This window comes from Bradyrhizobium centrosematis (assembly GCF_045571495.1).
GTDB classification, from domain to species: Bacteria; Pseudomonadota; Alphaproteobacteria; order Rhizobiales; family Xanthobacteraceae; genus Bradyrhizobium; species Bradyrhizobium centrosematis.
Window position 1 is genome coordinate 610,958 of sequence record NZ_CP120703.1, and the last position, 22,729, is coordinate 633,686.

The 22,729-nt window shown below is 64.0% G+C and carries 19 protein-coding genes; 6 read left to right on the forward strand and 13 right to left on the reverse strand.

Translation table 11 applies throughout. From position 1 onward, the window contains the following. Positions 1 to 35: 35 nt before the first annotated feature. The 5 genes from P6U31_RS02880 to rpmB all read right to left on the reverse strand — a co-directional run bounded on the left by P6U31_RS02880 (position 36) and on the right by rpmB (position 5,016). Positions 36 to 332 (reverse strand): PilZ domain-containing protein, encoded by a 297-nt coding sequence (locus P6U31_RS02880; protein ID WP_164938080.1) that lies wholly within the window; start codon positions 330 to 332, stop codon positions 36 to 38. 293 nt (positions 333 to 625) lie between these two features. After that, the gene (locus tag P6U31_RS02885) at positions 626 to 1,957 is read right to left on the reverse strand and encodes a DUF2235 domain-containing protein (RefSeq protein ID WP_407186771.1); all 1,332 of its coding nucleotides are present in this window, start codon (positions 1,955 to 1,957) and stop codon (positions 626 to 628) included. Positions 1,958 to 2,108: 151 nt separating this feature from the next. After that, the gene (locus tag P6U31_RS02890; RefSeq protein ID WP_407186772.1) at positions 2,109 to 3,134 is read right to left on the reverse strand and encodes a glycosyltransferase family 2 protein; all 1,026 of its coding nucleotides are present in this window, start codon (positions 3,132 to 3,134) and stop codon (positions 2,109 to 2,111) included. After that, the gene (locus P6U31_RS02895) at positions 3,086 to 4,150 is read right to left on the reverse strand and encodes a glycosyltransferase (RefSeq protein ID WP_407186773.1); all 1,065 of its coding nucleotides are present in this window, start codon (positions 4,148 to 4,150) and stop codon (positions 3,086 to 3,088) included. Before P6U31_RS02895 ends, P6U31_RS02890 begins: the two co-directional genes overlap by 49 nt. 557 nt (positions 4,151 to 4,707) lie before the next feature. Further along, positions 4,708 to 5,016: a 50S ribosomal protein L28 gene (gene rpmB / locus P6U31_RS02900; RefSeq protein WP_407186774.1), complete on the reverse strand. Its 309-nt coding sequence runs from the start codon at positions 5,014 to 5,016 to the stop codon at positions 4,708 to 4,710. Positions 5,017 to 5,571: 555 nt separating this feature from the next. On the opposite strand from rpmB, the gene P6U31_RS02905 reads away from it, so the two are divergent. From P6U31_RS02905 to P6U31_RS02925, 5 genes are all read left to right on the forward strand, one after another. Next, positions 5,572 to 6,384 (forward strand): DUF3108 domain-containing protein, encoded by an 813-nt coding sequence (locus P6U31_RS02905; protein ID WP_407186775.1) that lies wholly within the window; start codon positions 5,572 to 5,574, stop codon positions 6,382 to 6,384. Between the two features lie 752 nt (positions 6,385 to 7,136). Continuing rightward, the gene (locus tag P6U31_RS02910; protein WP_407186776.1) at positions 7,137 to 10,520 is read left to right on the forward strand and encodes a helicase-related protein; all 3,384 of its coding nucleotides are present in this window, start codon (positions 7,137 to 7,139) and stop codon (positions 10,518 to 10,520) included. 49 nt (positions 10,521 to 10,569) lie between these two features. Continuing rightward, the gene (locus P6U31_RS02915) at positions 10,570 to 10,800 is read left to right on the forward strand and encodes a S4 domain-containing protein (protein ID WP_407186777.1); all 231 of its coding nucleotides are present in this window, start codon (positions 10,570 to 10,572) and stop codon (positions 10,798 to 10,800) included. 132 nt (positions 10,801 to 10,932) lie between these two features. Next, positions 10,933 to 11,271 carry a ferredoxin FdxA gene (fdxA, locus tag P6U31_RS02920; RefSeq protein ID WP_407186778.1) on the forward strand — a complete coding sequence of 113 codons (339 nt, stop codon included), beginning with the start codon at positions 10,933 to 10,935 and terminating at the stop codon, positions 11,269 to 11,271. Positions 11,272 to 11,615: 344 nt separating this feature from the next. Continuing rightward, complete coding sequence (locus P6U31_RS02925; protein ID WP_407186779.1) at positions 11,616 to 12,431, forward strand: CarD family transcriptional regulator; 816 nt, start codon at positions 11,616 to 11,618, stop codon at positions 12,429 to 12,431. A gap of 210 nt (positions 12,432 to 12,641) precedes the next feature. On the opposite strand, the gene P6U31_RS02930 is transcribed toward P6U31_RS02925, so the two are convergent. From P6U31_RS02930 to cyoA, 7 genes are read right to left on the reverse strand one after another with little or no spacing between them, the layout of a single operon-like run. Continuing rightward, positions 12,642 to 13,175: a response regulator transcription factor gene (locus P6U31_RS02930; RefSeq protein ID WP_407186780.1), complete on the reverse strand. Its 534-nt coding sequence runs from the start codon at positions 13,173 to 13,175 to the stop codon at positions 12,642 to 12,644. Beyond that, positions 13,165 to 14,568, reverse strand: a complete 1,404-nt coding sequence (locus P6U31_RS02935; RefSeq protein ID WP_407186781.1) for an ATP-binding protein — start codon at positions 14,566 to 14,568, stop codon at positions 13,165 to 13,167. Before P6U31_RS02935 ends, P6U31_RS02930 begins: the two co-directional genes overlap by 11 nt. Further along, a complete protein-coding gene (locus P6U31_RS02940) occupies positions 14,540 to 15,391 on the reverse strand; it encodes an SURF1 family protein (protein ID WP_407186782.1) in 852 nt (283 codons plus the stop codon). Before P6U31_RS02940 ends, P6U31_RS02935 begins: the two co-directional genes overlap by 29 nt. Then, entirely contained in the window at positions 15,388 to 15,768 is a 381-nt protein-coding gene (gene cyoD, locus P6U31_RS02945) for a cytochrome o ubiquinol oxidase subunit IV (RefSeq protein ID WP_128923114.1), read from the reverse strand. The genes P6U31_RS02940 and cyoD overlap by 4 nt, the downstream gene beginning before the upstream one ends. Beyond that, complete coding sequence (gene cyoC, locus P6U31_RS02950; RefSeq protein WP_407186783.1) at positions 15,765 to 16,394, reverse strand: cytochrome o ubiquinol oxidase subunit III; 630 nt, start codon at positions 16,392 to 16,394, stop codon at positions 15,765 to 15,767. The genes cyoD and cyoC overlap by 4 nt, the downstream gene beginning before the upstream one ends. Next, complete coding sequence (cyoB, locus tag P6U31_RS02955; RefSeq protein WP_407186784.1) at positions 16,395 to 18,392, reverse strand: cytochrome o ubiquinol oxidase subunit I; 1,998 nt, start codon at positions 18,390 to 18,392, stop codon at positions 16,395 to 16,397. Positions 18,393 to 18,417: 25 nt separating this feature from the next. Beyond that, entirely contained in the window at positions 18,418 to 19,578 is a 1,161-nt protein-coding gene (gene cyoA, locus P6U31_RS02960) for a ubiquinol oxidase subunit II (protein WP_407186785.1), read from the reverse strand. A gap of 181 nt (positions 19,579 to 19,759) precedes the next feature. Here cyoA and P6U31_RS02965 point away from each other — a divergent pair, with 181 nt between their 5' ends. Next, positions 19,760 to 21,088 carry an MFS transporter gene (locus P6U31_RS02965; protein WP_407186786.1) on the forward strand — a complete coding sequence of 443 codons (1,329 nt, stop codon included), beginning with the start codon at positions 19,760 to 19,762 and terminating at the stop codon, positions 21,086 to 21,088. Positions 21,089 to 21,278: 190 nt separating this feature from the next. On the opposite strand, the gene P6U31_RS02970 is transcribed toward P6U31_RS02965, so the two are convergent. Further along, positions 21,279 to 22,670 carry a M48 family metalloprotease gene (locus tag P6U31_RS02970; protein WP_407190073.1) on the reverse strand — a complete coding sequence of 464 codons (1,392 nt, stop codon included), beginning with the start codon at positions 22,668 to 22,670 and terminating at the stop codon, positions 21,279 to 21,281. Positions 22,671 to 22,729 lie beyond the last annotated feature (59 nt).

Sequence of the window (22,729 nt, forward strand, 5' to 3'; positions counted from 1 at the left end):
GACCCCTCCAGGGGAGGGTAAGCAGGCAGCGCGCTCTAAAACACCACGCCGATCCGCGAGCCGCGTTTCCAGGCGATGCGGCAGCGCTTCTTGGTGTTGACGTGCAGCAGCTCGAAGCGATCGGGAATGCTCACTTGTCCGCCGAGATCGACGCAGGCCCCGCCGGGCGAATAGTCGATCAGCGTGCAGTTGATCACAGGCGCGCGCGGGCCGGTGATGATCTTGGCCTGGCGCGACACCAGGCCCGAAGGCTTCACGCGGGCAAATCGGCGCGGATAGTGTGGCACGTCTCCTCCAGCTGCGCAGGTTTCGCGGCGTGTTCGGACCGCCATGATGACGTGCAGAAGATGCGATCCGGCTAAACCGCGCGGGAGAATTTTAATGAAAAGTGTCGGCGAAGGCAGAAAGCGGCGGTAGCGGAATGCCACCCTCCCCTGGAGCGGGAGGGTCGATCGCGCGCAGCGCGAGCGGGGTGGGGTGATCTCTCCACACGGGCAGTGCACCCGTGGAGAGACCGTCACCCCACCCCGTCACGCAATCTCGCTTCGCTCGATCACGCGCCGACCCACGGGCGAGCTCCGCTCGTCCCGGACCCCTCCAGGGGAGGGTAAGAGCGCTCGCCCCATCACCCCGTCACGATCTCCTCCGCCGCGGCGCCCGCGGCCAGATCCACCCCCGGCTCCAGCGGCATGGGCACCGTCACATAGTCCTTCGGCAGGTTCACCGGCCGGTACGCCGGCTCCGCTGCCATCCGCTTCAGCACGCTCTCATGCACATGCGCGCCCTCGGGGATGAGGCGCGGCTCGCAATCGGGGATGTAGAAGCCGAGCACCACGGTCCGGTCCGGCCACTCCTTGTAGGTCGCGCGCTTCGGCAGGAATTCCAGCAGCCGCCAGCCCGGCGTCATCGAATCGTGCAGCACGCCGGTCTTGCCGGTGAAGGCCGGCGCGACATAGCTGAACGGCGAGTTCTTGCGCTGGACGCCCCAGGCGAGCTGCTTCACGGACGCGGGGTTGAAGTTCAGCCCCGCCTTCTCCGCTTCCGCGATCATCCAGAGCAGCGGATATTTCGACTCCCCGCTCTCGGCCTCCGGATAGCCGCCGCCGACGTCGCTGTGCACGCCGGCGAACCATACCTGCAAAATGTCCTGCGGCACCTTCTTCTCGTCAGGCACGTAGCGGTTGCTCCAGAACTCCTGCGGCTCGCGGTACTGCTTCAGGCGGAACATGCAGCGCCGCTCGTCGATCGCGATCGCCTGCCGGAAGATCCGGACGCTCGGATTGCGCAGCGTGAAGGCGAGCTCCTCCAGGCTCGGCCAGAACAGCCGGTCGGCGCGCGGTACGATCACGCTCGCCACGGTGTCCCACACGCCGATGAAGTGGATGGTCGGCCAGCGCGTCGAGGTGATGCGCGCGAACTGCGCGGCGAGGTCGAACTGGTCCTTCGGCAGCGGCCCCTGGTCGTCGAAGGAGACGCCCGCTAAGTCCTCGATATCGTTGCCGCGCCCGGTGCCGGAATATTCCTTGTAGGCGACGAGGCCCGAGCCTGCGAGGTTCGCCTGCTCCGGCCTGATCAGGCCGATCTTGTGGATCAGCCCCGCCAGCACGCGCACGGTGTAGGCGCCGCGCGAAAAACCGAACAGATAGATCCTGTCGCCGGCCGAGTAATGCTCGACCAGGAAGCAATAGGCCGAGAGCACGTTGTCATCGAGCCCGTAGCCGGTGGCGAGCCCCAGCACCAGGTTGATATTGGCCTTCAAGCGATGCCACGTCGTCGGCTTCGTCACCGTGCCGACGCCGGGATCGTAAAACACCATCTGCCGCGGCTGCGTCTTCTCCGTCTTGCGCAGGCAGCGATAGAGCTTCAGGACGTTGGAGATGTTCTCCGAGATCTCGTTGCCGGTGCCGTCACAGCAGATGACGAGGTTTTTGGGTTCGGCTTTGGATGCGTAATCCATGGGACGCGCTCCGGGAAATGCTACCCCGGCGAGTATAGCCGAACCGCGCGACGGCGAGGAGACGATGCTGGCTTAGCTTTCATGGAGGATAGGGATATCGCATATGGGAGTGATATCGGCAGCAAAGGGGTTCTTTTGCGCTGCAAGGGAGCTAAGTCGTCCACTTACCGAGACTAGCAGGGGGTGCGACACGCCTTGACCATTTGGCCAGGAGTTCAGCTCCTACAAAGCCCAAGATCTTGTACGCTCCTTGATACCTTGCGGGGGCAGCCGGACCGGAGAGCGTAATTAATTTCAAGCTCTGGCAATGTCTGAACAATCGAATGGCAGCAGAAAGATCATACCTGGCGAGCGTCCGGCACATTTCGAAGCAGGCTTGACCTGCAATTGACTGGTGACTGGCACTCCAACGGTCCCTCTGAAGCAGCCACGCTCGCATTTCTTGAATCAAGCGAGACTTGTTGGAAATAAGAGAAATGGGCTGTCGGTGCGCTCGGGTCTGATCTGACCAAATGCGGTACACTGCATTGGCAATGGGGACGAATTGAAAAGAGCCTTCGGCCTGGAGTGCACGCATATAAAGTTCGTGTTCATCGCATATAAGATCGCGATCGGGGTTCCATCCTCCCAACTTTTCAAGAAAGTCCTTGCTCCAGAGAGAGCCGCCAGTTTGAGGCAGTTGCCAACCAAACCATTGGGCGTAGACGTCGATTGAGCAATCGATGACTGACTTGATCAAAGGTAGGGCTCCGCAAGGAGTCCAATACTCCAGGAATACAGGACTGTAGATAACATCAACCTTCTTCGAGCTGTTAAGCTCGGTCAGCTGAGACGTTAGCTTCTCAGGAAGCAAGTAATCATCCGCATCCAAATATTGAATCCATGCACCGCGGGCGAGCTCAATGATCGAATTGCGAGCAACGTTAACTCCTCGGTTCGGTGTGGAGATAAGGCGGATCTCGCCTCTAAAGCTTTCCAGTATTTGCAAGCTCTCATCGGTTGATCCATCGTTTATGACCAATACCTCCTTTTCGGAAAGCGTCTGTGTCAGAGCGCTTTCAACGGCTTGCCGAACCCAACGTGCGCCGTTGTAACAAGGAATGCCAATGGTGACGATTGGATCTGCTATCATTCCGCTCGCGACGCTCGCTCTGCATTCATCAACGAACGGTAGCATTCCGACGTGGCCTGAGCCACCTTGCGCCAGGAGGTCAACTCCCGCCACTCACGAGCACCCTCATAACTGTGGCCGACCGCCAATGCTTGATGAAGGCTGGTATCGAAATCGCTCTCCATTGTATTGAAACGGAACACACGGGGATGAGGCTCCATGAGATCAATCGTTGAGAGCCGATGAGGCAAAAGGATAGGGACGCCATAAGATCTCGCCTCGCTAGCAGCGCCTGACGTGAGTATTGCAGAATAGTTGAATAGTGCGCAGTCGACGGCTGCGAGCCAATTCCGCAACTGTTCTCCGGACTGCCATTCGAGACAGAGTCTTACGCGACTGCTAGCGTGGGCGAGGTCCCGAATTCGGTTGCTATATTGAAGTGAGATAGGTTCACCAACTATCGCGAGTGTGACGCTCTCTCTTTTGACCCACCACCTAATTACTTCTTCGATCCCTTTGTAAGGCTCCACTCGGCCAAACATCAGACAAATCGCCTCATCTTGAGGAAGACCGAGTAAGTCGCGAGATACGATCCTATTTGGCAGGTGAAGTCCCGACTTCGCGAGATCACCGTGCGGAATTACGCGGCACTTGCGATCGTCAAATCTATATGTCTTCGACAATGCAGCTGCGGCAGCGGATGAGTGGGCAAACACGACTTTTGCGCGATTAAGCGTGTATTGATAGTTCGACTGTAAAAATGACTCCCCAGCCCGATTGTGCGGCAAAAGATCGTGTGCGGTAAACACCAGTGGCAATCGGCGCAAGGCTAGCCTGAGGTCCGTCGGATAGCGCAGCCTCCTAAGCAGATCGATGCCATCTCCGCGCCGCTGATAGTACTTCTCTGGCCAATGAAGATGCAGCAGGTCGCAATCAAAGTCTTTGACGCCACGCCACAGTGGGAGGAGTCTGCGGTAGTCAGAAAGGAATTCAGTTTGAATGCTATGATCACGGAGAGCGTCCGCGAGCATTTGCTGGTAAGGATTGCCAGCTCGATAGTCAGGAGCGAACAAAACTCTCATTGAGACTATTCTCACACTTTGTTAGCGCGCGATATTGCTTTCTCCCTCGATCTGCGAGAGCGATCGCAATCGGCGTATGTCGTGATTACTGCGCCACCTTCTTCGGTTCAGCCTTAAGTGGGTCTCTCCCAAAGTGAGAATTCCAGGAGTATTGAACTTCGCCTAGTCCTTCCTTCCATCGCTGAGCGAGAATTTTCGGACAAACGATTAGGACTTTCGACAGTCGAGACCGAACGACAAGTTCGCTAATGATCAGGCCTGCGCTGATTGTCTTTCCGAGGTCGACATCGTCCGCGAGCAAAGTCATTGGAAGACGACAGAATGTTATGAGGTTGGTGACTTGGTGGTGGTACCGCCCCAGACCTGAGAGGTCTCAACCGCAGGATGCTAGGTTCTACCCTTGCGGGCAAGTGAGCTTTCGTTAGTGAGCTACTGGCCTACGTCTCCACAAAAACAAAAACGGCCGGATCTTTCGATCCGGCCGCAAACGCAGAACGCTACTGGCTAAGCTTACGCCACGCGACGCAACCTAGCCCCCGCCCTAACTTCTAAAAATCTCAGCTCGCCTTCTTCGCCGGCGCGGTATCGCCGACCTTCTTCAGGATGGCGCGCTTCAGCTCGAGGGCGCGCGGGGAGAGGTTGTCGGCGTTGGCCTTGAGCAGGAAGGCATCGAGGCCGCCATTGTGGTCGACGCTCTTCACCGCGTTGGTGGAGACGCGCAGGCGCACGTTGCGCTCCAGGGCTTCCGAGATGAAGGTCACGTTGACCAGGTTCGGCAGGAAGCGGCGCTTGGTCTTGATGTTGGAGTGGCTGACCTTGTGGCCGACGAGGGGGCCCTTGGCCGTCAGTTCGCAGCGGCGAGACATGGTAGAAATCCTTACAGTTCGAGCCCCAAACGAGTTGCGGCCGCCATCCGGGGCGCCACAGGGGCAAATTCTCTGTCCTTGAGGGAGCGGGCGGACGTATAGGGGGGAAGGGGCGGGACGTCAAGGTTTTGGGGCGGGTTTCGTGGCCGCCCGGGCGGTGCGCTCCTTCCCCGCGTGCGGGGGAGGGTGGGGGAGAGGGTGTCTCCGCAGAGGGGCAGTCGTGTCCCCCAGAGGAGAGAGCCCTCACCCGCGCCTGCGGCGCGACCTCTCCCGCAAGCGGGAGAGGTGACCGCACCCGCGGCTACCTCCCGATCACCAAAACGGCAATGATTGTCGCGCCTTACCATCACATAAAGGGCGTATTCGCCGCCGAAGACTCCGGTGGAGTTCCCGGCAGAGATGCCGGGGGCACATTGTTTGGCGCGGGTTTTGGCTTAAGTAACGGCCATCGCGCCCCGATTGGATTGTTTCGTGCCCATAATGCCTCCTCCTGCGCCAGAATCGCGCGCAGCCCGCCCGCTCTGGGCCGGCTCGCTGGCGGCGTTTTGCGGCGGAATGCTGGGCTTGGCGTTGGGCTTGGCGCTCGGCTTCGGCGCGGCGCCGGCGGCGGCGCAGGGCAAGCTCGAGGCGCAATATGAGGCCTCGCTCGCCGGCATTCCTGTCGGCAAGGGCGCCTGGAACATCGATATCCAGGACGACGTGTTCGCGGCCGCGGCCTCCGGCGGCACCTCGGGCCTGTTGAAATCGTTCACCGGCGGGTCCGGCACGGGGGCCAGCCAGGGGCGCGTCGTCGGCGGCGCGCTGGTGGCGACCGGCTACCAGGCCTCCACCACCACATCGAAGAAGACCGAAGAGATCCGCATCACGCTCGACAAGGGCAATGTGAAGGATTTTGCGATCCTCCCCGAGCCGCCGGTCGATCCCGACCGCATCGTCGTCACCGAGGCGCACCGCCGCGGCGTCTGGGACCCCATGACGGCCTCGCTGCTGCGCGTGCCCGGCACCGGCGATCCCGTCTCGCCTGAGGCCTGCCACAGCTCGGCCGCCGTGTTCGACGGCCGCATGCGCTACGATCTGAAGCTCGATTTCAAGCGCATGGAGACCGTGAAGGCGGAGAAGGGGTACAAGGGCCCGGTCGTGGTCTGCGCGCTCTATTTCGTGCCCGTCTCCGGCTACATCCCCGACCGCCCCGTGATCAAATACCTCGCCGCCCAGCGCAATATCGAGATCGCGTTCGCGCCCGTCGCCGGCACCCGCATCCTGGTCCCGTTCTGGCTGAAAGTGCCGACGCCCCTCGGCCCGGCCATGCTGGAAGCCACCAGCTTCATCACCACGGCCCAGCCGCCACGGGTGGCGAAGACGCAGTAGGGGCTGCGGCGGCCGGCGTTTACCCTCCCCTGGAGGGGGAGGGTCGATCGCGCGCAGCGCGAGCGGGGTGGGGTGATCTCTCAACACGAAGACTGCCCGTGAGGAGAGATCACCCCACCCCGTCGCCCATCTCGCTTACGCGCGATGGCCGCCGACCCACGGGCGAGCTACGCTCGTCCCGGACCCTCCAGGGGAGGGTAAGAAAGATTCAGCAATTTCAAGTACATCCCTACTGTGCATGGGGTTGTTTTCGCGAAAATGAGATTGAGGCGGCCGGTTCCAGGAATCCATTTGACTCCTCCCCGATTCTGATTCGACTCCGCGCCGTCCCCAACTTAAGCCTTTCCGCCATCGAAACGTCACTTGTACGGCGGCCGAAAACTCCATCTAGTTGCAGCCCGCAAGCCTCCCGCGAGATGTTGCGTGAACGTAACGGGACTCCGCGGCGAGTCAGCGATTCGGCCGCGATTCGTTCTAGAGTCGTTCCGAAGCTTAAAGGCAGAGGGAAAAGCGTCGCAAAGTGAGACAGTTGCGCGGGATTTGGCGAGCGGATGTCCACACGCCCGGTGTGCCCCTCACCCTGAGGAGGCCGCGCAAGCGGCCGTCTCGAAGGACGAGGGGCTTGGCTCAATGGCGCCAGCCGGGCCTTCATCCTTCGAGACGCGCTGACGCGCTCCTCAGCATGAGGAGCAGGTCCCGCCGCAATCCGGCACTGACATTCGCCTAAATCGGCACTACCTAATCCCCCAGACATGGCTTTTTCTTCCTCCCCCTTCGCCTCCGAGCGCGCCCTTCACGATCGAGTGCCTGGCGCGGGCGTCACCGCGGTGCTCGGGCCGACCAACACCGGCAAGACTCATCTCGCCATCGAGCGGATGCTGGCGCATCCGTCGGGGATGATCGGCCTGCCGCTGCGCCTATTGGCGCGCGAGGTCTACAACAAGATCGCTGGCCGGGTCGGCAGCGAGGCGGTCGCGCTCGTCACCGGCGAGGAGAAGATCAAGCCGAAAAATCCGCGCTATTGGGTCTCGACCGTCGAGGCGATGCCGCGCGACCTCGACCTCTCCTTCCTCGCCGTCGACGAGGTCCAGATCGCCAGCGATCTCGAGCGCGGCCACGTCTTCACCGATCGCATTCTCAACCGCCGCGGCCGCGACGAGACGCTGCTGCTCGGGGCCGCCACGATGCGGCCGATCATCGAGCGGCTGTTGCCGGGCGTCTCCATGATCACGCGGCCGCGCCTGTCGCAGCTCGAATTTGCCGGCGACCGCAAGATCACGCGCCAGCCGCGCCGCACCGCCATCGTCGCGTTCTCGGCCGATGAAGTCTACGCCATCGCCGAGCTGATCCGACGCCAGCATGGCGGCGCCGCCGTGGTGCTGGGCTCGCTCTCGCCCCGCACGCGCAATGCGCAGGTGGCGATGTTCCAGAACGGCGACGTCGATTATCTCGTCGCCACCGACGCCGTCGGCATGGGCCTCAATCTCGACGTCGATCACGTCGCCTTCGCCTCCGACCGTAAGTTCGACGGCTACCAGTTCCGCCGGCTGACGCCGTCCGAATTCGCGCAGATCGCAGGCCGCGCCGGCCGCGCCACGCGCAACGGCACCTTCGGCACCACGGGCCGCTGCGCGCCGTTCGAGCCCGAGCTCGTCAACGCGCTGCAGAACCACACCTTCGATGCCGTGAAGATGCTGCAATGGCGCAACGCGAAGCTGGATTTCTCCTCGCTCGGTGCGCTGCAGGTGTCGCTCAACCTCGCGCCCGGCCATGAGGCGCTGACGCGCGCGCCGATCGCCGAGGACATGCGCGTGCTCGATCATGCCGCCCGCGACGGCGAGGTGCGCGATATCGCGCACGGCAAGCAGGCAGTGGAACGGCTGTGGGAGGCCTGCCAGGTCCCGGATTATCGAAAACTGTCGCCCGCCGCCCATGCCGAGCTGGTGACGACGCTGTACGGCTTCCTGATGCGCAAGGGATGCATTCCCGATGCCTGGTTCGAAGCCCAGGTCACCCAGGCCGACCGCATCGACGGCGACATCGACACGCTGTCGGCCCGGATCGCGCAGATCCGCACCTGGACCTTCGTCGCCAACCGCCCGGACTGGCTGAAAGACCCCGATCGCTGGCAGGGGATCACGCGGGAGGTCGAAAATAAATTATCGGATGCGCTCCATGAACGCTTGACTGAGCGTTTCGTTGATCGCCGGACCAGTGTATTGATGCGCCGCCTGCGGGAGAACACGAGCTTGAATACTGAAATCGGCAAGACCGGCGAAGTCATCGTCGAAGGCCATGTCATCGGCCGCCTCGACGGCTTCACCTTTGCACCGGACGCGGCGGAAGCCGGCTCGGATGCGAAAGCCTTGCAGGCTGCAGCGCAAGCGGTGCTCGCCGGCGAGATCAACACGCGCGCCGAAAAGCTGGGCAACGCGCCGGACGATCAGTTCGTGCTGACCTCCGAGGGCATCATCCGCTGGACCGGCGATGCCGTGGCGCGGCTGTCTGCCGCAGACGACGCGCTGCATCCGCGCATCCGCATCATCTCCGACGAGCGCCTGACCGGCGGCCCCCGCGAGAAGGTGCAGGCCCGGCTCGAGCTCTGGCTCAAGACCCATATCGAGAAGCTGCTCGGGCCGATGTTCGAGCTGTCCAAGGCCGAGGACGTCACCGGCATTGCCCGCGGCATCGCCTATCAGCTGGTCGAGGCGCTCGGCGTGCTCGAGCGTCCCAAGATCGCCAATGAGCTGAAGGATCTCGACCAGCCCTCGCGCGCGACCTTGCGCAAATACGGCGTCCGCTTCGGCGCCTATCACATCTATTTCCCCGGCCTGCTCAAGCCCGCCGCCCGCGCGCTCGCCGCGCTGCTCTGGGCGCTGAAGCAGGACAATGTCGATCTGTCCTCGCTCTCGGGCGCGCAGCATCTGGCCTCCTCGGGGCGCACCTCGTTCCCGGTCGACAAGGCGCTGCCGCGCGATGCCTATCGCGTGCTCGGCTACAAGCAGGCCGGCGAGCGCGCCGTGCGCGTCGACATCCTGGAGCGCCTTGCCGATCTGATCCGCCCGGCGCTGGCCTGGCGCGAGACCGCGTCCGGCGAAAAGCCGGCGGGCGCCTTCGACGGCCGCAGTTTTGTCGTGACGCAGGCGATGACCTCGCTCACGGGATCTGCCGGCGAAGATTTCGCCTCGGTGCTGCGCGCGCTCGGCTATCGCATGGAGAAGCGTCCGCCGCTGCCGGTGAAGCCCACCGTGCCCGCTGCCGAGACGGTCGCGGCCGAGACGCCGCCCGCCGAGGGCAGCGCGGACACGTCGACCGAGACGGCGGCGGAGGCCGTGGCCGGCCTGCCGGAGCAAGCGGCGCCCGCTGAGGCTGCCGCTGAAGCCGTCAGCGTCGAAGACGCGCCCGGCATGGAGCCGCACGACGAGCCCGCCCACGAGGAGCCGGTGCTCGAAGCGTCGCCAGAGGCGCCCGTCACGCCGGAAGATGCTCCCGGCATCGCGCCGCCCGCCGAAGAGGCCGCGGCACCGATCGAAGCCGCTCCGGCCGAGACCGCCGCGACGGAAGCTGCCGCGTCACCGGACGCCGCCGCGCCTGAGGCCGCACCCGCGCCCGCCGAGCCCGAGCTGATCGAGGTCTGGCGTCCGGGCGGCCGTCACGAGGACCGCAAGCCGCGCCACGAGCGCCATCGCCACCCGCGTCACAACAACCAGCGTCCGCAGGCCGGTGCCCAAGCCGGCGCTGCGCCCGCAGAAGGCGAAGCGGCCGACGGCGCCAAGCCCGGTGAGCGGCATCGTCACGGCGGGCATCGCCATGGCGGCAAGGACTTCCGCCGGGGCCGGGACGGCGGTGAGGGCGGCGAGCGCCGCGACGACCGCAATCGCAGCTTCCAGGGCAAGGACCGCGACAAGGATCGCGATCGCAACCGCGACAACAAGAAGTTCGGCGGCGATCGTGACAAAGGCCGCGACAACCGTGGCCGCGACCGCGACAAGGGCCGCGATCGCCAGGGCGGTCCCTCGCTGCGGCCGTACGCCTCAAGCGCGAGCCCGCGCGAGCGCGATCGTCCCGCCGATCCGAATTCGCCCTTCGCCAAGCTCGCCGCGCTGAAGGAGCAGCTGTCAGGGCGGAAGGAGTAATCCCACGACCGAGCGGCAGCGCCTCGACAAATGGCTATGGCACGCGCGGGTGGTGAAGGCGCGCACCTCCGCGGCCGAGCTCGTCGAGACCGGCCACGTCCGCGTCAACGGTGAGCGGGAAAAGTCGCCCGGCCACGCGATCAAGCTCGGCGACGTCATCACCGTCGCGCTCGATCGCACCGTGCGAGTGTTGAAGGTGACAAGCTTCAGCGAGCGCCGCGGCGATGCCGCCTCGGCGCGCGTTCTCTACGTCGAGCTGAACGAAGCGAAGCGCAATTAATTGCGCTTCAAATTCATTTCTTGGTCGATCAATCACACAAAGCCGTCATGATCGGGCCTTCCCGACCTTGCGGCGCCGGGCCATCCGCGCTAGGCAAGCCGCGACTTTTAAAAGAGCTTTTCGGAGCGTTGGATGACTTACGTCGTCACTGAAAACTGCATCAAGTGCAAGTACACCGACTGCGTCGAGGTCTGCCCGGTCGACTGCTTCTATGAGGGTGACAACATGCTCGTCATCCACCCCGATGAGTGCATTGATTGCGGCGTGTGCGAGCCGGAATGCCCCGCCGACGCCATCAAGCCGGACACGGAACCGGGCCTGGAAAAGTGGCTCGGCGTCAACGCCGAATATGCCAAGAGCTGGCCGAACATCACCCAGAAGAAAGAATCACCCGCCGACGCCAAGGAATTCGACGGCATGGAGGGTAAGTTCGAGAAATTTTTCTCTCCGAACCCCGGCTCAGGTGACTAATTCGGGCCCAAACTTAACCCTAATAGCGGCGCTTTCGCCGAAAACCAGCCCTCAGAACCCCTAAATCATTGATTTTTGCGGGAAATGTGCTATATTGGGCACATTAAGCCGAACCCCGTCAGCCCCGTTGGCCCCTCTGGGTTCCCGTGAAACCAAATGTCGAACAGGGGCGTGGCAGTTTCCGCGCGCAGGCTGTGTCACAGAAAACGCGTAAAAAGAGTACTTCAGCGAGGGCTTCCCATAAGGAGGCCAAAAAAGTCGCCGCGGCCAGCCGTAGCGCATCCAAGGGTCGGACCGCGACGAAGGCGCCGGCTGCAAAGTCCTCGAAGAACAAAAGAAGCGCAATGCCTAACAAGACTGCCAAACCGGCCGCGAAAGCGACCGCTGCTAAGCCTGCTGCCAAGCCTGTGACTGCCAAGCCTGCAGCTGCCAAGGCTCCCGCTGCCAAGCCCGCCGCGCCGAAGGCTCCCGTTGCTGCTGCTCCCGCCAAGGCTCCCGTCGCTGCCAAGCCGGCCGCGAAGCCCGCCGCTGCGCCGAAGGTCGAGGAAAAGAAGGTCGTGACCCAGCGTCAGGGCTTCAAGGCCAACGAGTTCGTGGTCTATCCCGCCCACGGCGTCGGCCAGATCCTCGCCATCGAGGAGCAGGAGATCGCCGGTGCGAAGCTCGAGCTGTTCGTCATCAACTTCATCAAGGACAAGATGACGCTGCGCGTGCCGACCGCCAAGGTCGCCAATGTCGGCATGCGCAAGCTGTCCGAGCCCGCGCTGGTCAAGAAGGCGCTGGAGACCCTCAAGGGCCGCGCCCGCGTCAAGCGCACCATGTGGTCGCGCCGCGCCCAGGAATACGAAGCGAAGATCAACTCGGGCGACATCGTCGCGATCGCGGAAGTCGTGCGCGACCTCTATCGCTCGGAATCGCAGCCGGAGCAGTCCTACTCGGAACGCCAGCTCTATGAAGCGGCGCTCGACCGTCTGTCCCGCGAGATCGCGGTGGTGCAGCACTCGACCGAGACCGAAGCGGTCAAGGAGATCGAGGCCCAGCTCGCCAAGAGCCCGCGCCGCAATGCCAAGGCGGAAGCCGCCGAGGGCGAGGCCGATGCCGAGGGCGATACCGACGACACCGATGGCGACGACACCACCGTCGCCGACGAGGCCGCGTAAGCGGCGGGCGTCGATCGCAAGAGATCAAAAGCCCGGCCCTCTGGCCGGGCTTCTTGTTTGAGGTGCCACAGCGGTCATTCCGGGGCTCGCGAAGCGAGAGCTACGGTGCGCAATTCCGCACCTGAGAATCCATTCGTCGACTGTCTCTGTTGGACGAGGGATTCCGGGTTCGCACGCCCCGGAATGACGGAGGCGAGAGTTGCGGACGTCCTACTTCACCGGTCGCTTCTCGAGCTTCCTTGCCAGCGTGCGCCGGTGCATGCCCAATCGCCGTGCCGCCTCCGAGATGTTGAACTCGGTCTCGATGAGGGTTTGGTGGATGCGCTCCCATTCCAGGGTCTTGATGGAGGTCGGCCGTGCGTCGAGTGCGACCTCGGCGTTGCCCTCGGCTTTGGTGAAGGCGGCTTCGATATCGTCGGTGTTCGAGGGTTTTGCCAGATAGTGGCAGGCCCCTAACTTGATAGCCTCCACGGCGGTCGAGATGCTGGCAAAGCCGGTCAGCACCACGATCAGCATGTCCTCATCATGCGCGTGCAGCAGCTCGACGCAGGCGAGGCCCGAGGCGCCGCCGAGCTTGAGATCGACCACCGCATGGCCGAAGGAGCGGTCCTCCAGCACCTTGCGCACCTCCTCGATCGAGGCGGCCAGCACGACATCATAGCCGCGGCGCTCGAACGAGCGCTTCAGCGTGCGTGCAAAGCCGGCGTCGTCCTCGACAACGATGAGCGAGCGGTCAGGCGTCAAAATTCCCTCCGATCGCCAGTGTTGCGAGCGGCAGCGTGAGGCGTACCGTGGCGCCGCGCTTTCTGTGATTTTCCGCAGTGACGGTGCCGCCCAGCTTGCGCACCACGTTCACCACCAGGAACAACCCGAGCCCGCCGCCGGCGCGGCCCTTGCTCGATTGATAGGGCTTCCCGAGCTGCGCCAGCATCTCCGGCGCAAAGCCCGGTCCGCGGTCGCTGATCGACAGCACGAGGTTGTCGCCCTCCCGCTCGGCCACGAGCTCGACCCAATCGCGCGAGACCTCATAGGCATTGTCGAGCACGTTGAAGATGACCTGCTTCAGCGCGATGTCGGAGACGATCGCAACATCCGCACCGAACGTATTGACGAAGTAGAGCGTGCGCGCGGAGCGCGCGTCGCGCCACTCGTCGACCAGGGCGGTCACGAATGCCGTCACCGTCGTCGGCGACGAGCCTTCGCCGCGCGCTTCGCCGGCCGACACCAGGATGCCCGTGACGATCGACTTGCAGCGTTGCAGCGAGGTTTCCATCTCCGCGAGGTCCTCTGCGAGCTCCTGATCGGCAGCAAGATCCGGCATGCGGCGCCAATCGCTGAGGATCACCGAGAGCGAGGCGAGCGGCGTGCCGAGCTCATGGGCCGCGCCGGAGGCGAGCAGGCCCATGCGCACGATGTGGTCCTGCTCGGCGGCATGCTGGCGCAACGCCGCCAGATGCGCGTCGCGCTCGCGCAGATTCCTGTTGATGCGGGTGACGAACACGACCAGCAGGACGGCGTTGAGCACGAAACCCAACAGCATGCCGGCCACAGTGAGGCTGTAGGTCTCGCTGATCGGGTTCGGCGGCAGGTCGAGCGGCCGGTACGCCAGGGTCAGCCAGACGAAACTCGCGCAGGTCAGCGCGACCAGTGACCAGGTCGAGCGGGCATCGAGCAGCACCGCGCCCAGCGTCACCTGCAGCAGGAACAGCGACGTGAAGGGATTGGTGGCGCCGCCGGAGAGGTAGAGCTGCGCGGTCAGCGCAGCGACGTCCAGCATCAAGGCGACCAGCAGCTCGTTGTTGCTGATCGCGGCGCGATGGCGCACCCAGATCAGGCTGGAGACGTTGAGCAGCACCAGCGCGCCGATCACCGCGCCCATCCGCTCCAGCGGCAGGGGGATGCCGAGGCCGAAATGCACGGCGCCGATGGTCACGATCTGGCCGACCACCGCGGTCCAGCGCAGCTGGATCAGCAGCGCCATGTTCTTGCGGTTGGTCTCGTCGTCGGTCGGCGCCGCACCAATCAGCTCGCTGCGCGCGTCCGCCTGCGATTGCAGCGTGACGGTCAGCCCGCCATGAGCAAGTGTTTGGGAAAGCGTCTTCCCCTCGTCAGGTCGGCTCGACGATCGTTCCAGCATCTGATCCCGTCCTGCGCGCGGCGGCATCTGGGCCGCCGGCCGGTTCATGGACGAAGCGCCTGCGGCGGAACAGCCCGCCGCCAAATGTGACGAAAAGCCTGCCGGCCAGCATCAAGGCCAGGGCAAACCACGTCAGCGCGTAGATCAGGTGGTTATTGGGAAAGCGGATCACGGTCAATCCGGCGATCGGCCCGCCCGCAATTTGTGATCCGGCGTCAGCATCGACGAAGAACGGCGCGACGTCGTGAAGACCGCGGGCCGCTGCAATCGCGGCGACGTCCCGCGAGTACCAGCGGTTGTGCTGGGGCACGTTGCTTCGCAGGAATCCGCCCTTCGGCTCCGTGATGCGCAGCAGGCCGGTGACCTCGACCTCACCGTCAGGATTGCCGCTTTGGCGCGTCGAAGCGTCGCGCCGCTCCGACGGCACGAAGCCGCGGTTGATCAGAACCAGCGTGCCGTCACCGCGCGCAAGCGGCGTCAGCACCCAATAGCCCGGGCCTTCCTCGGTGACCGCCTGAACCAGCGTCTCGCGGTCGTGCAGGAAGCGGCCGGTGACGCTGACATGCCTGTATTCGTCATTGGCGGCGGAGACGACGGGCCATGACGCGGGCACCGGGATCGGCTGCGCCGGGGCGTGGACACGTTGCTCGACGCGCTCGATCAGCGCCAGCTTCCAGGCGCGGCGCTCGATCTGCCAGACTCCGAGCGCGATCAGAACGACGAAGGCGAGAAGCGAGAGGACCGTGAGCCACAGGGCAGGGGTCCGCACAGCTCTGCCGCGCGGCGCCCCTTCCTTGTCTGTCACGATCCGGCTCTGGCTCACTTCATGCCGCTCATCTGGTGCATGGGCATCATGTTGCTGTTGAGATGGTTCATCACCCACAGCGAACCCGACAGCGCGATCACCACCATGACGATGGTGAAGATCAGCGCCATCATGCTCCAGCCGTTCTCGGACGTCGTGTTCATGTGCAGGAAGTAGATCATGTGCACGACGATCTGCACCACCGCGAAGGCCATGATGACCAGCGCGGTGATCTGTTTGCTCGGCAGCGTGCCGCTCATCACCAGCCAGAACGGGATCGCGGTCAGCACGACCGAGAGCACGAAGCCGAGCATGTAGCTCGAGAACGTGCCGTGGGCGTGGCCGCCCTCGTGGTGATGGTCGTCCGCGTGGGCGGCATGGGTATCGGTGCTCATCGCAGAACTCCCAGGAGATAGACGAAGGTGAAGACGCCGATCCAGACCACGTCGAGGAAGTGCCAGAACATCGACAGGCACATCAAGCGGCGGCGGTTGGCCTCGATCAGGCCGAACTTGCCGACCTGCACCATCAGCGTCACCAGCCAGATCAGGCCGCAGGAGACGTGCAGGCCGTGAGTCCCGACCAGGGTGAAGAAGGCGGACAGGAAGGCGCTGCGTTGAGGGGTAGCGCCCTCGTGGATCATGTGGGCGAACTCGGTGAGCTCGATGCCGATGAAGGCAAGACCGAACAGGCCGGTGATCGCCAGCCAGAGTTGCGTCTGGGCGATCTTGTTCTGCTGCATCGTCAGCATGGCAAAGCCGTAGGTGATCGACGACAGCAGCAGCATGGACGTGTTCACCGCGACCAGGTCGAGGTCGAACAGGTCCTTCGGCGCGGGGCCGGCGGCGTAGTTGCCGCCGAGGACGCCGAAGGTGGCGAACAGGATCGCGAAGATGAGACAGTCGCTCATCAGGTAGATCCAGAAGCCGAGCGAGGTGCTGTAGCCTTCCGGATGCGGGTGCTCGTCGGCGAGATAGAAGACCGGCTCGCCGGTCTGCGCAGGATTGACAGCGACAGTCATTTACTTGGCTCCGGCGAGCAGTTTGGTGCGCGCGTCCTCGGTCCGGATGACGTCTTCAGCCGGGATGTCGAAGTCGCGGTGATAGTTGAAGGTGTGGCCGATGCCGACGGCGAGCATCGCGATGAAGCTCACGGCCGCCAGCCACCACATGTACCAGATCAGGCCGAAACCCATCGCGGTGGCGAAGCCGGCGAGAATGATGCCGGTGCCGGTGCTGCTGGGCATGTGGATCGGCTTGAAGCCGGTGAGAGGACGCTGGTAGCCGCGCTTCTTCATGTCCCACCACGCGTCATTGTCGTGAACGACGGGGGTGAAGGCGAAGTTGTAGTCCGGCGGCGGCGAGGAGGTCGCCCATTCCAGCGTGCGCGCATCCCAGGGATCGCCGGTGACGTCCTTGAGCTGCTCGCGCTTGAGCAGGCTGACCGCGAACTGCATCAGCATCGAGAGGATGCCGATGAAGACGAACACGGCGCCGATCGCGGCGATGACGAACCAGATCTGCAGGGACGGATCGTCGAACACGCGCAGGCGGCGGGTCACGCCCATCAGGCCGAGCACGTAGAGCGGCATGAAGGCCAGGTAAAAGCCGGTGACCCAGAACCAGAACGACATCTTGCCCCAGAACGGATCGAGCTTGAAGCCGAACGCCTTGGGGAACCAGTAGTTGATGCCGGCGAACGCGCCGAACACCACGCCGCCGATGATCACGTTGTGGAAGTGCGCGATCAGGAACAGGCTGTTGTGCAGGACGAAGTCGGCCGGCGGCACCGCGAGCAGCACGCCGGTCATGCCGCCGATCACGAAGGTCAGCATGAAGGCGATCGTCCACATCATCGGCAGCTCGTAGCGGATACGGCCGCGATACATCGTGAACAGCCAGTTGAACATCTTCGCGCCCGTCGGGATCGAGATGATCATCGTGGTGATGCCGAAGAACGAGTTGACGCTGGCGCCAGAGCCCATCGTGAAGAAATGGTGCAGCCACACCAGGTAGGACAGGATGGTGATGACGACCGTGGCGTAGACCATCGAGGTGTAGCCGAACAGCCGCTTGCCCGAGAAGGTCGAGGTGACCTCGGAGAAGATGCCGAAGGCTGGGAGAACCAGGATGTAGACCTCGGGGTGGCCCCAGATCCAGATCAGGTTCACGTACATCATCGGGCTGCCGCCGAAATCGTTCGTGAAGAAGTTGGTGCCGACGTAGCGGTCGAGCGACAGCAGCGCGAGCACGACGGTCAGAACCGGGAAGGAGGCGACGATCAGGACGTTGGTGCAGAGCGAGGTCCAGGTGAACACCGGCATCTTCATCATGGTCATGCCGGGGCAGCGCAGCTTGACGATGGTGCAGATCAGATTGATGCCGGACAAGGTCGTTCCGACGCCGGCGACCTGCAGCGCCCAGATGTAGTAGTCGACGCCGACGTCGGGACTGTAGCCGATGTTCGACAGCGGCGGATAAGCCAGCCAGCCGGTGCGGGCGAATTCGCCGATGAACAGCGAGGCCATCACCAGCACCGCGCCGCCGACCGTCATCCAGAAGCTGAAATTGTTCAGGAACGGGAACGAGACGTCGCGCGCGCCGATCTGCAGCGGGACGACATAGTTCATCAGGCCTGTGACCAGCGGCATCGCCACGAAGAAGATCATGATCACGCCGTGGGCGGTGAAGACCTGGTCGTAGTGATGGGCGTTGAGATAGCCTTCGGAGCCGCCAAACGCGAGCATCTGCTGGCCGCGCATCATCAGCGCGTCGGCAAAGCCGCGCAGCAGCATCACGATGCCGAGGATCATGTACATGATGCCGATGCGCTTGTGGTCCACCGTGGTGAACCATTCGCGCCAGAGATAGCCCCAGAGGCGGAAATAGGTGAGGCCGCCGAGCAGCGCCGCGCCGCCGAGCGCGACCACCACGAAGGTGCCGACGACGATCGGCTCGTGCAGCGGCAGCGATTCGAGGCCGAGCCGGCCGAAGATGAGCTTGAGAAGATCAGGAGACATGCGAACTCTCTTTAGGAGTCTGACTTCAGGAATCGGACTTGGGACGCTGTCCGAGGAAGAAGGACGAGGACTTGAGCGGCGTGAACGACGGCCGCTTCAGGCCGGCGCCGAGCAGCGGCGCGGTGTCGACCGGTGCCATGATCGAGGCGGTGGTCTTGCCCTGCGGCGCATCGGGCGTGCAGGTGCCGGCGACGAAGCTCGGCTCGGGCCCAAATGCGGTGCCGCGGCGGGCGTACTTGTCGTAGGCCAGCGGCAAGGTGTTGTTCAGGCCCTGATGGCCGTTGCCGCCCTTGGCGTCGATCGCCATCATCTCGCTCTGGCACATCTTGCCGGTCTCGACGCACATGTTGAGAATCAGGCGGTAGAGATCGGAATCGATCGTGCCCCAGCGCCGCACCGGCTCGTTCTGGCTGGGCTTCTCCAGCTGGAGATATTCGGCGCGGCCGAGCGTGCCGCCGGCCGACTTGGCGCTGGCGATCCAGGCGTCAAAACCCTTGTCGTCGAGGCCCTGGAAGTTGAAATGCATGCCGGAGAAGCCGGCGCCGCTATAGTTCGCCGAAAAACCCTTGTAGGTGCCGGCGTGGTTGACCACGGCGTGGAGCTTGGTCTCCATGCCCGGCATCGCGTAGATCTGGCCCGCGAGCGCCGGGATGTAGAACGAGTTCATCACGGAGGACGCCGTGATGCGGAAGGTGATCGGACGGTCGACGGGAGCTGCGAGATCGTTGACGGTGGCGATGCCGTAGTCCGGGTAGATGAAGAGCCATTTCCAGTCGAGCGCGACGACATCGACCTCGAGCGGAGCCTTGGACTGATCCAGCGCGCGGTCGGCATGGATGCGGCCGAGCGTGCGATAGGGGTCGAGCAGATGCGTGCCCATCCAGGTCAGCGCGCCCAGGCAGACGATGATCAAGAGCGGTGCCGACCAGATCACCAGCTCCAGCTTGGTCGAGTGATCCCATTCCGGCTCGTAGCGGGCCGAGGTGTTGGACTGGCGGTACCGCCAGGCGAACAGCACCGTCAGCACCATCACGGGGAGGACGATCAGGAGCATCAGGACGGTGGAGATGATGACGAGGTCGCGCTGTTGCGCTGCGATATCGCCGGCTGGCGCCAGCACGACGTAGTCGCAGCCGCTCAGAGCAGCAGCCAGAGGTAGTAGCGCCAGGATCTTGAGACGAGACACGGGCCGAGCCTTATGAGAATGAGTTTCCTTTGCGGGAGCAACGGGTAGCTGCGGCGCAGCAATCCGGACATTGGACAATTTGTCCAATGTTGCAGTGCGGGATGTTGGGTCAGACAGGCCCAGATTGCCTGGCGTCCGCCGGGCGGTCGGCTTTGGTTTTCAGGACGTTAAGGGCGCACGAATGGCGACGGCACAGACCCCCGCAATGGCAGACCTCCACTCGGGCGAGCACGGCCACGACCAGGCCAGTCCCGGCGAGATCGCCATCGGCGTCATCATCGGCCGGACCTCGGAATTCTTCGACTTCTTCGTCTTCGCGATCGCCTCGGTGATCGTGTTTCCGCGCCTGGTGTTCCCGTTCGCGAGCGAGCTGACCGGCACGCTTTATTCCTTCATGGTGTTCGCGCTGGCCTTCATGGCCAGGCCGATCGGCACCGTCATTTTCATGACGATCGACCGGGAATACGGCAAGGCGGCCAAGCTTGTCTCGGCGCTGTTCCTGCTCGGCACCGCCACCGTCGCGCTGGCGTTCCTGCCCGGCTATCACGAGATCGGCGTTGCGGCGGTCTGGCTGCTGGCGCTGGCGCGCATCGCGCAGGGTCTGGCCTGGGGCGGCGCCTGGGACGGCATGGCTTCGCTGCTGGCGCTGAACGCGCCGCCGTCCAAGCGCGGCTGGTACGCGATGGTGCCGCAGCTCGGCGCCCCGCTGGGGCTGATTGTGGCGAGCGCGCTGTTCGCCTACTTCGCCGGCAATCTGTCGGCCGATGATTTCTTCGACTGGGGCTGGCGCTATCCGTTCTTCGTTGCGTTTGCCATCAACGTCGTGGCGCTGTTCGCGCGCCTGCGCATGGTGACGACGGAAGAATACGCCACGCTGTTCGAGACCCGCGAACTCCAGCCCGCGCGCATCTCCGAAACCGTCGCGCGCGAAGGCCAGACCATCATGCTGGGCGCCTTCGCGCCGCTGGCGAGCTTCGCGCTGTTTCACATGGTCACGGTGTTTCCGCTGTCCTGGGTGTTTCTGTTCACCCGCGAAAGCCCGGTGCGCTTCCTGATCATCGAGATCGTTGCCGCCGTGTTCGGTGTCGGCGCGATCGTGGTCTCCGGCATCATCGCCGACCGCGTGGGGCGTAAATCATTGCTGATGGGATCGGCCATCGCGATCGCAATCTACAGCGGCTTTGCCCCGCAGTTGCTCGATGCCGGCGCGTTCGGCGAGACCATCTACATGGTGATCGGCTTCATCCTGCTCGGTCTGTCGTTCGGCCAATCCTCCGGTGCGATCGCCTCGAACTTCCGGCAGGCCTATCGCTACACCGCCTCGGCGCTGACCTCCGACATGGCCTGGCTGTTCGGCGCGGGCTTTGCACCGTTGGTCGCGTTGCTACTCGCCACCAATCTCGGTGTCATCGCCTCGGGCGCGTATCTGCTGTCGGGAGCGTTCTGGACCCTGCTGGCGCTCTGGCTCAGCGGCCAGCGTGAGGCCGGTGACATGGACGCGGGGCGCTAAGCTCGCGCCGCCGTCGCATCACAGCTGTCGGGTGGGCAAAGGCGCATCGCGCCGTGCCCACCATCTTTCAGCGATCGCATAGAGCAGTGCGGGGACGCTACGCTTTGCTCGCCCTAAGTCAGCAAATTTATAGCTGGAGATCCCGGGTTCGCGCTAAGCGCGCCCCGGGATGACGTGCGCTTAGCGCACGTCAATCCGCAACGATCTTCACGCGATCGCGCACCTTCACCTGCGCGGTGCGATCGAGGCCGTTGAGCACGCGGAAGCGCTCGGCGGGATGATCGACGCCGGCCATGCGGTGGGACAGCGACTCCACGGTGTCACCGGGCTGCACGGTGATGATCTTGATGCGCAGCGGACGGGCGGCCTGGATCTCGTCGAGCGTCAGGCGGCGGAACGAATTCACGGTCTCGCGCGCGTTGCGCTCGCTCTCGGTCGATTTCTGCCGTGTCGCGAAGATGAAGCGGTAGACGTCGCTGCCGAAGCGCAGCGCATAGACCTTGAACTGCCATTGGTCGCCCTTGGCGGTGGCGGACGCGGCAGGGAAGCCGTTGATGGTGAGGTCTTCGGTGGACGCCTTCTCGACGCCCTCCATCCAGCCGGAATTGAGATACTCGCCGAGCGACTGCTCGGCCGGGACGCGCACCACGTCGAAACGCATCGCCTGGGCGCCGCCCTCGCGCACGCCGATCACCGCCTGGGCGGTGTTGTCGAGCGTGAAATTCTCCGGCGCCTGGAAAGTAAAGCCGAGCTTCGGATGCAGGAAACGGCGGCCGCGCACGAAACCTTCGCTGGGATCCTCGCCGTAAACGAGGTTGTCGATCGCGGCGAGATAGCTCTCGCGGTCGCGCTCAGCGCCTTCGGGCGCGGTGTATTGCCGCGCGATATTTTGCGCGTTCTGCACGCGCTCAGGGGTCGCCGGATGCGACGAGGTGAAATCCTGCGCGCGCGGATCGAGCGAGCTCTTGCCGGCCTTGAGCTCGGCATTGCGCTCCATCGTGGAAAGAAAACGGGCCGCGCCATAAGGATCGAAATGCGCCTTGGCGGAGATGCCGACGCCGATGCCGTCGGCCTCGAACTCCTGCTTGCGCGAAAAGCTCGCCATGGTGAGCTTGGTCTTGGCCAACGCGAGCGCGGTGAGATCGGGATCGTTGCTCATGTCGGTGACGACGCGGGTGACGATCGCGGCCTGGCGCGCTTGGTCCTCGCGCATCGCGGCATGCTTGGACAGCACATGCGCCATCTCGTGGCTGAGCACGGACGACAATTCCGAGGTGTCGCTGGCAAGCGCAAGCAGGCCGCGCGTGACGTAGAGCTGGCCGTTCGGCAGCGCGAAGGCGTTCACCGCGCCGGAGTTGAGAATGGTGACCTTGTAGCCCTGGTCGGGACGGTCGGAGGCCGCGACGAGCCGGTCGACGGTCTTGCTGACGAGCGATTCGAGCTTGGGATCGTCATAGGTGCCGCCATAGCTCGCCAGGATGCGCTCGTGCTCCTTCTCGGTGGCGGGGGTCTGCGCGACGGCCGGCTTCGGCTTGGGCATGGCGACGGCCGGCGGGGCGGCGGCGGTCTGGAACCGGCCCATGTCGCCGCAACCCGCGAGCGTCGCGCCCAGCACGAGGCATAGCACGGCCGGCGCAGCCC

Coding starts and splice junctions, on each gene's coding strand:
- P6U31_RS02965 (WP_407186786.1), top strand. CDS start 19,760: ATGGCGACGGCACAGACCCCCGCAATGGCAGACCTCCACTCGGGCGAG.
- P6U31_RS02910 (WP_407186776.1), top strand. CDS start 7,137: ATGGCTTTTTCTTCCTCCCCCTTCGCCTCCGAGCGCGCCCTTCACGAT.
- P6U31_RS02905 (WP_407186775.1), top strand. CDS start 5,572: ATGCTGGGCTTGGCGTTGGGCTTGGCGCTCGGCTTCGGCGCGGCGCCG.
- cyoB (WP_407186784.1), bottom strand. CDS start 18,392: ATGTCTCCTGATCTTCTCAAGCTCATCTTCGGCCGGCTCGGCCTCGAA.
- P6U31_RS02970 (WP_407190073.1), bottom strand. CDS start 22,670: ATGGGCCGGTTCCAGACCGCCGCCGCCCCGCCGGCCGTCGCCATGCCC.
- P6U31_RS02890 (WP_407186772.1), bottom strand. CDS start 3,134: ATGCTACCGTTCGTTGATGAATGCAGAGCGAGCGTCGCGAGCGGAATG.
- rpmB (WP_407186774.1), bottom strand. CDS start 5,016: ATGTCTCGCCGCTGCGAACTGACGGCCAAGGGCCCCCTCGTCGGCCAC.
- P6U31_RS02885 (WP_407186771.1), bottom strand. CDS start 1,957: ATGGATTACGCATCCAAAGCCGAACCCAAAAACCTCGTCATCTGCTGT.
- fdxA (WP_407186778.1), top strand. CDS start 10,933: ATGACTTACGTCGTCACTGAAAACTGCATCAAGTGCAAGTACACCGAC.
- P6U31_RS02880 (WP_164938080.1), bottom strand. CDS start 332: ATGGCGGTCCGAACACGCCGCGAAACCTGCGCAGCTGGAGGAGACGTG.
- P6U31_RS02925 (WP_407186779.1), top strand. CDS start 11,616: ATGCCTAACAAGACTGCCAAACCGGCCGCGAAAGCGACCGCTGCTAAG.
- P6U31_RS02935 (WP_407186781.1), bottom strand. CDS start 14,568: ATGCTGGAACGATCGTCGAGCCGACCTGACGAGGGGAAGACGCTTTCC.
- cyoD (WP_128923114.1), bottom strand. CDS start 15,768: ATGAGCACCGATACCCATGCCGCCCACGCGGACGACCATCACCACGAG.
- P6U31_RS02895 (WP_407186773.1), bottom strand. CDS start 4,150: ATGAGAGTTTTGTTCGCTCCTGACTATCGAGCTGGCAATCCTTACCAG.
- cyoC (WP_407186783.1), bottom strand. CDS start 16,394: ATGACTGTCGCTGTCAATCCTGCGCAGACCGGCGAGCCGGTCTTCTAT.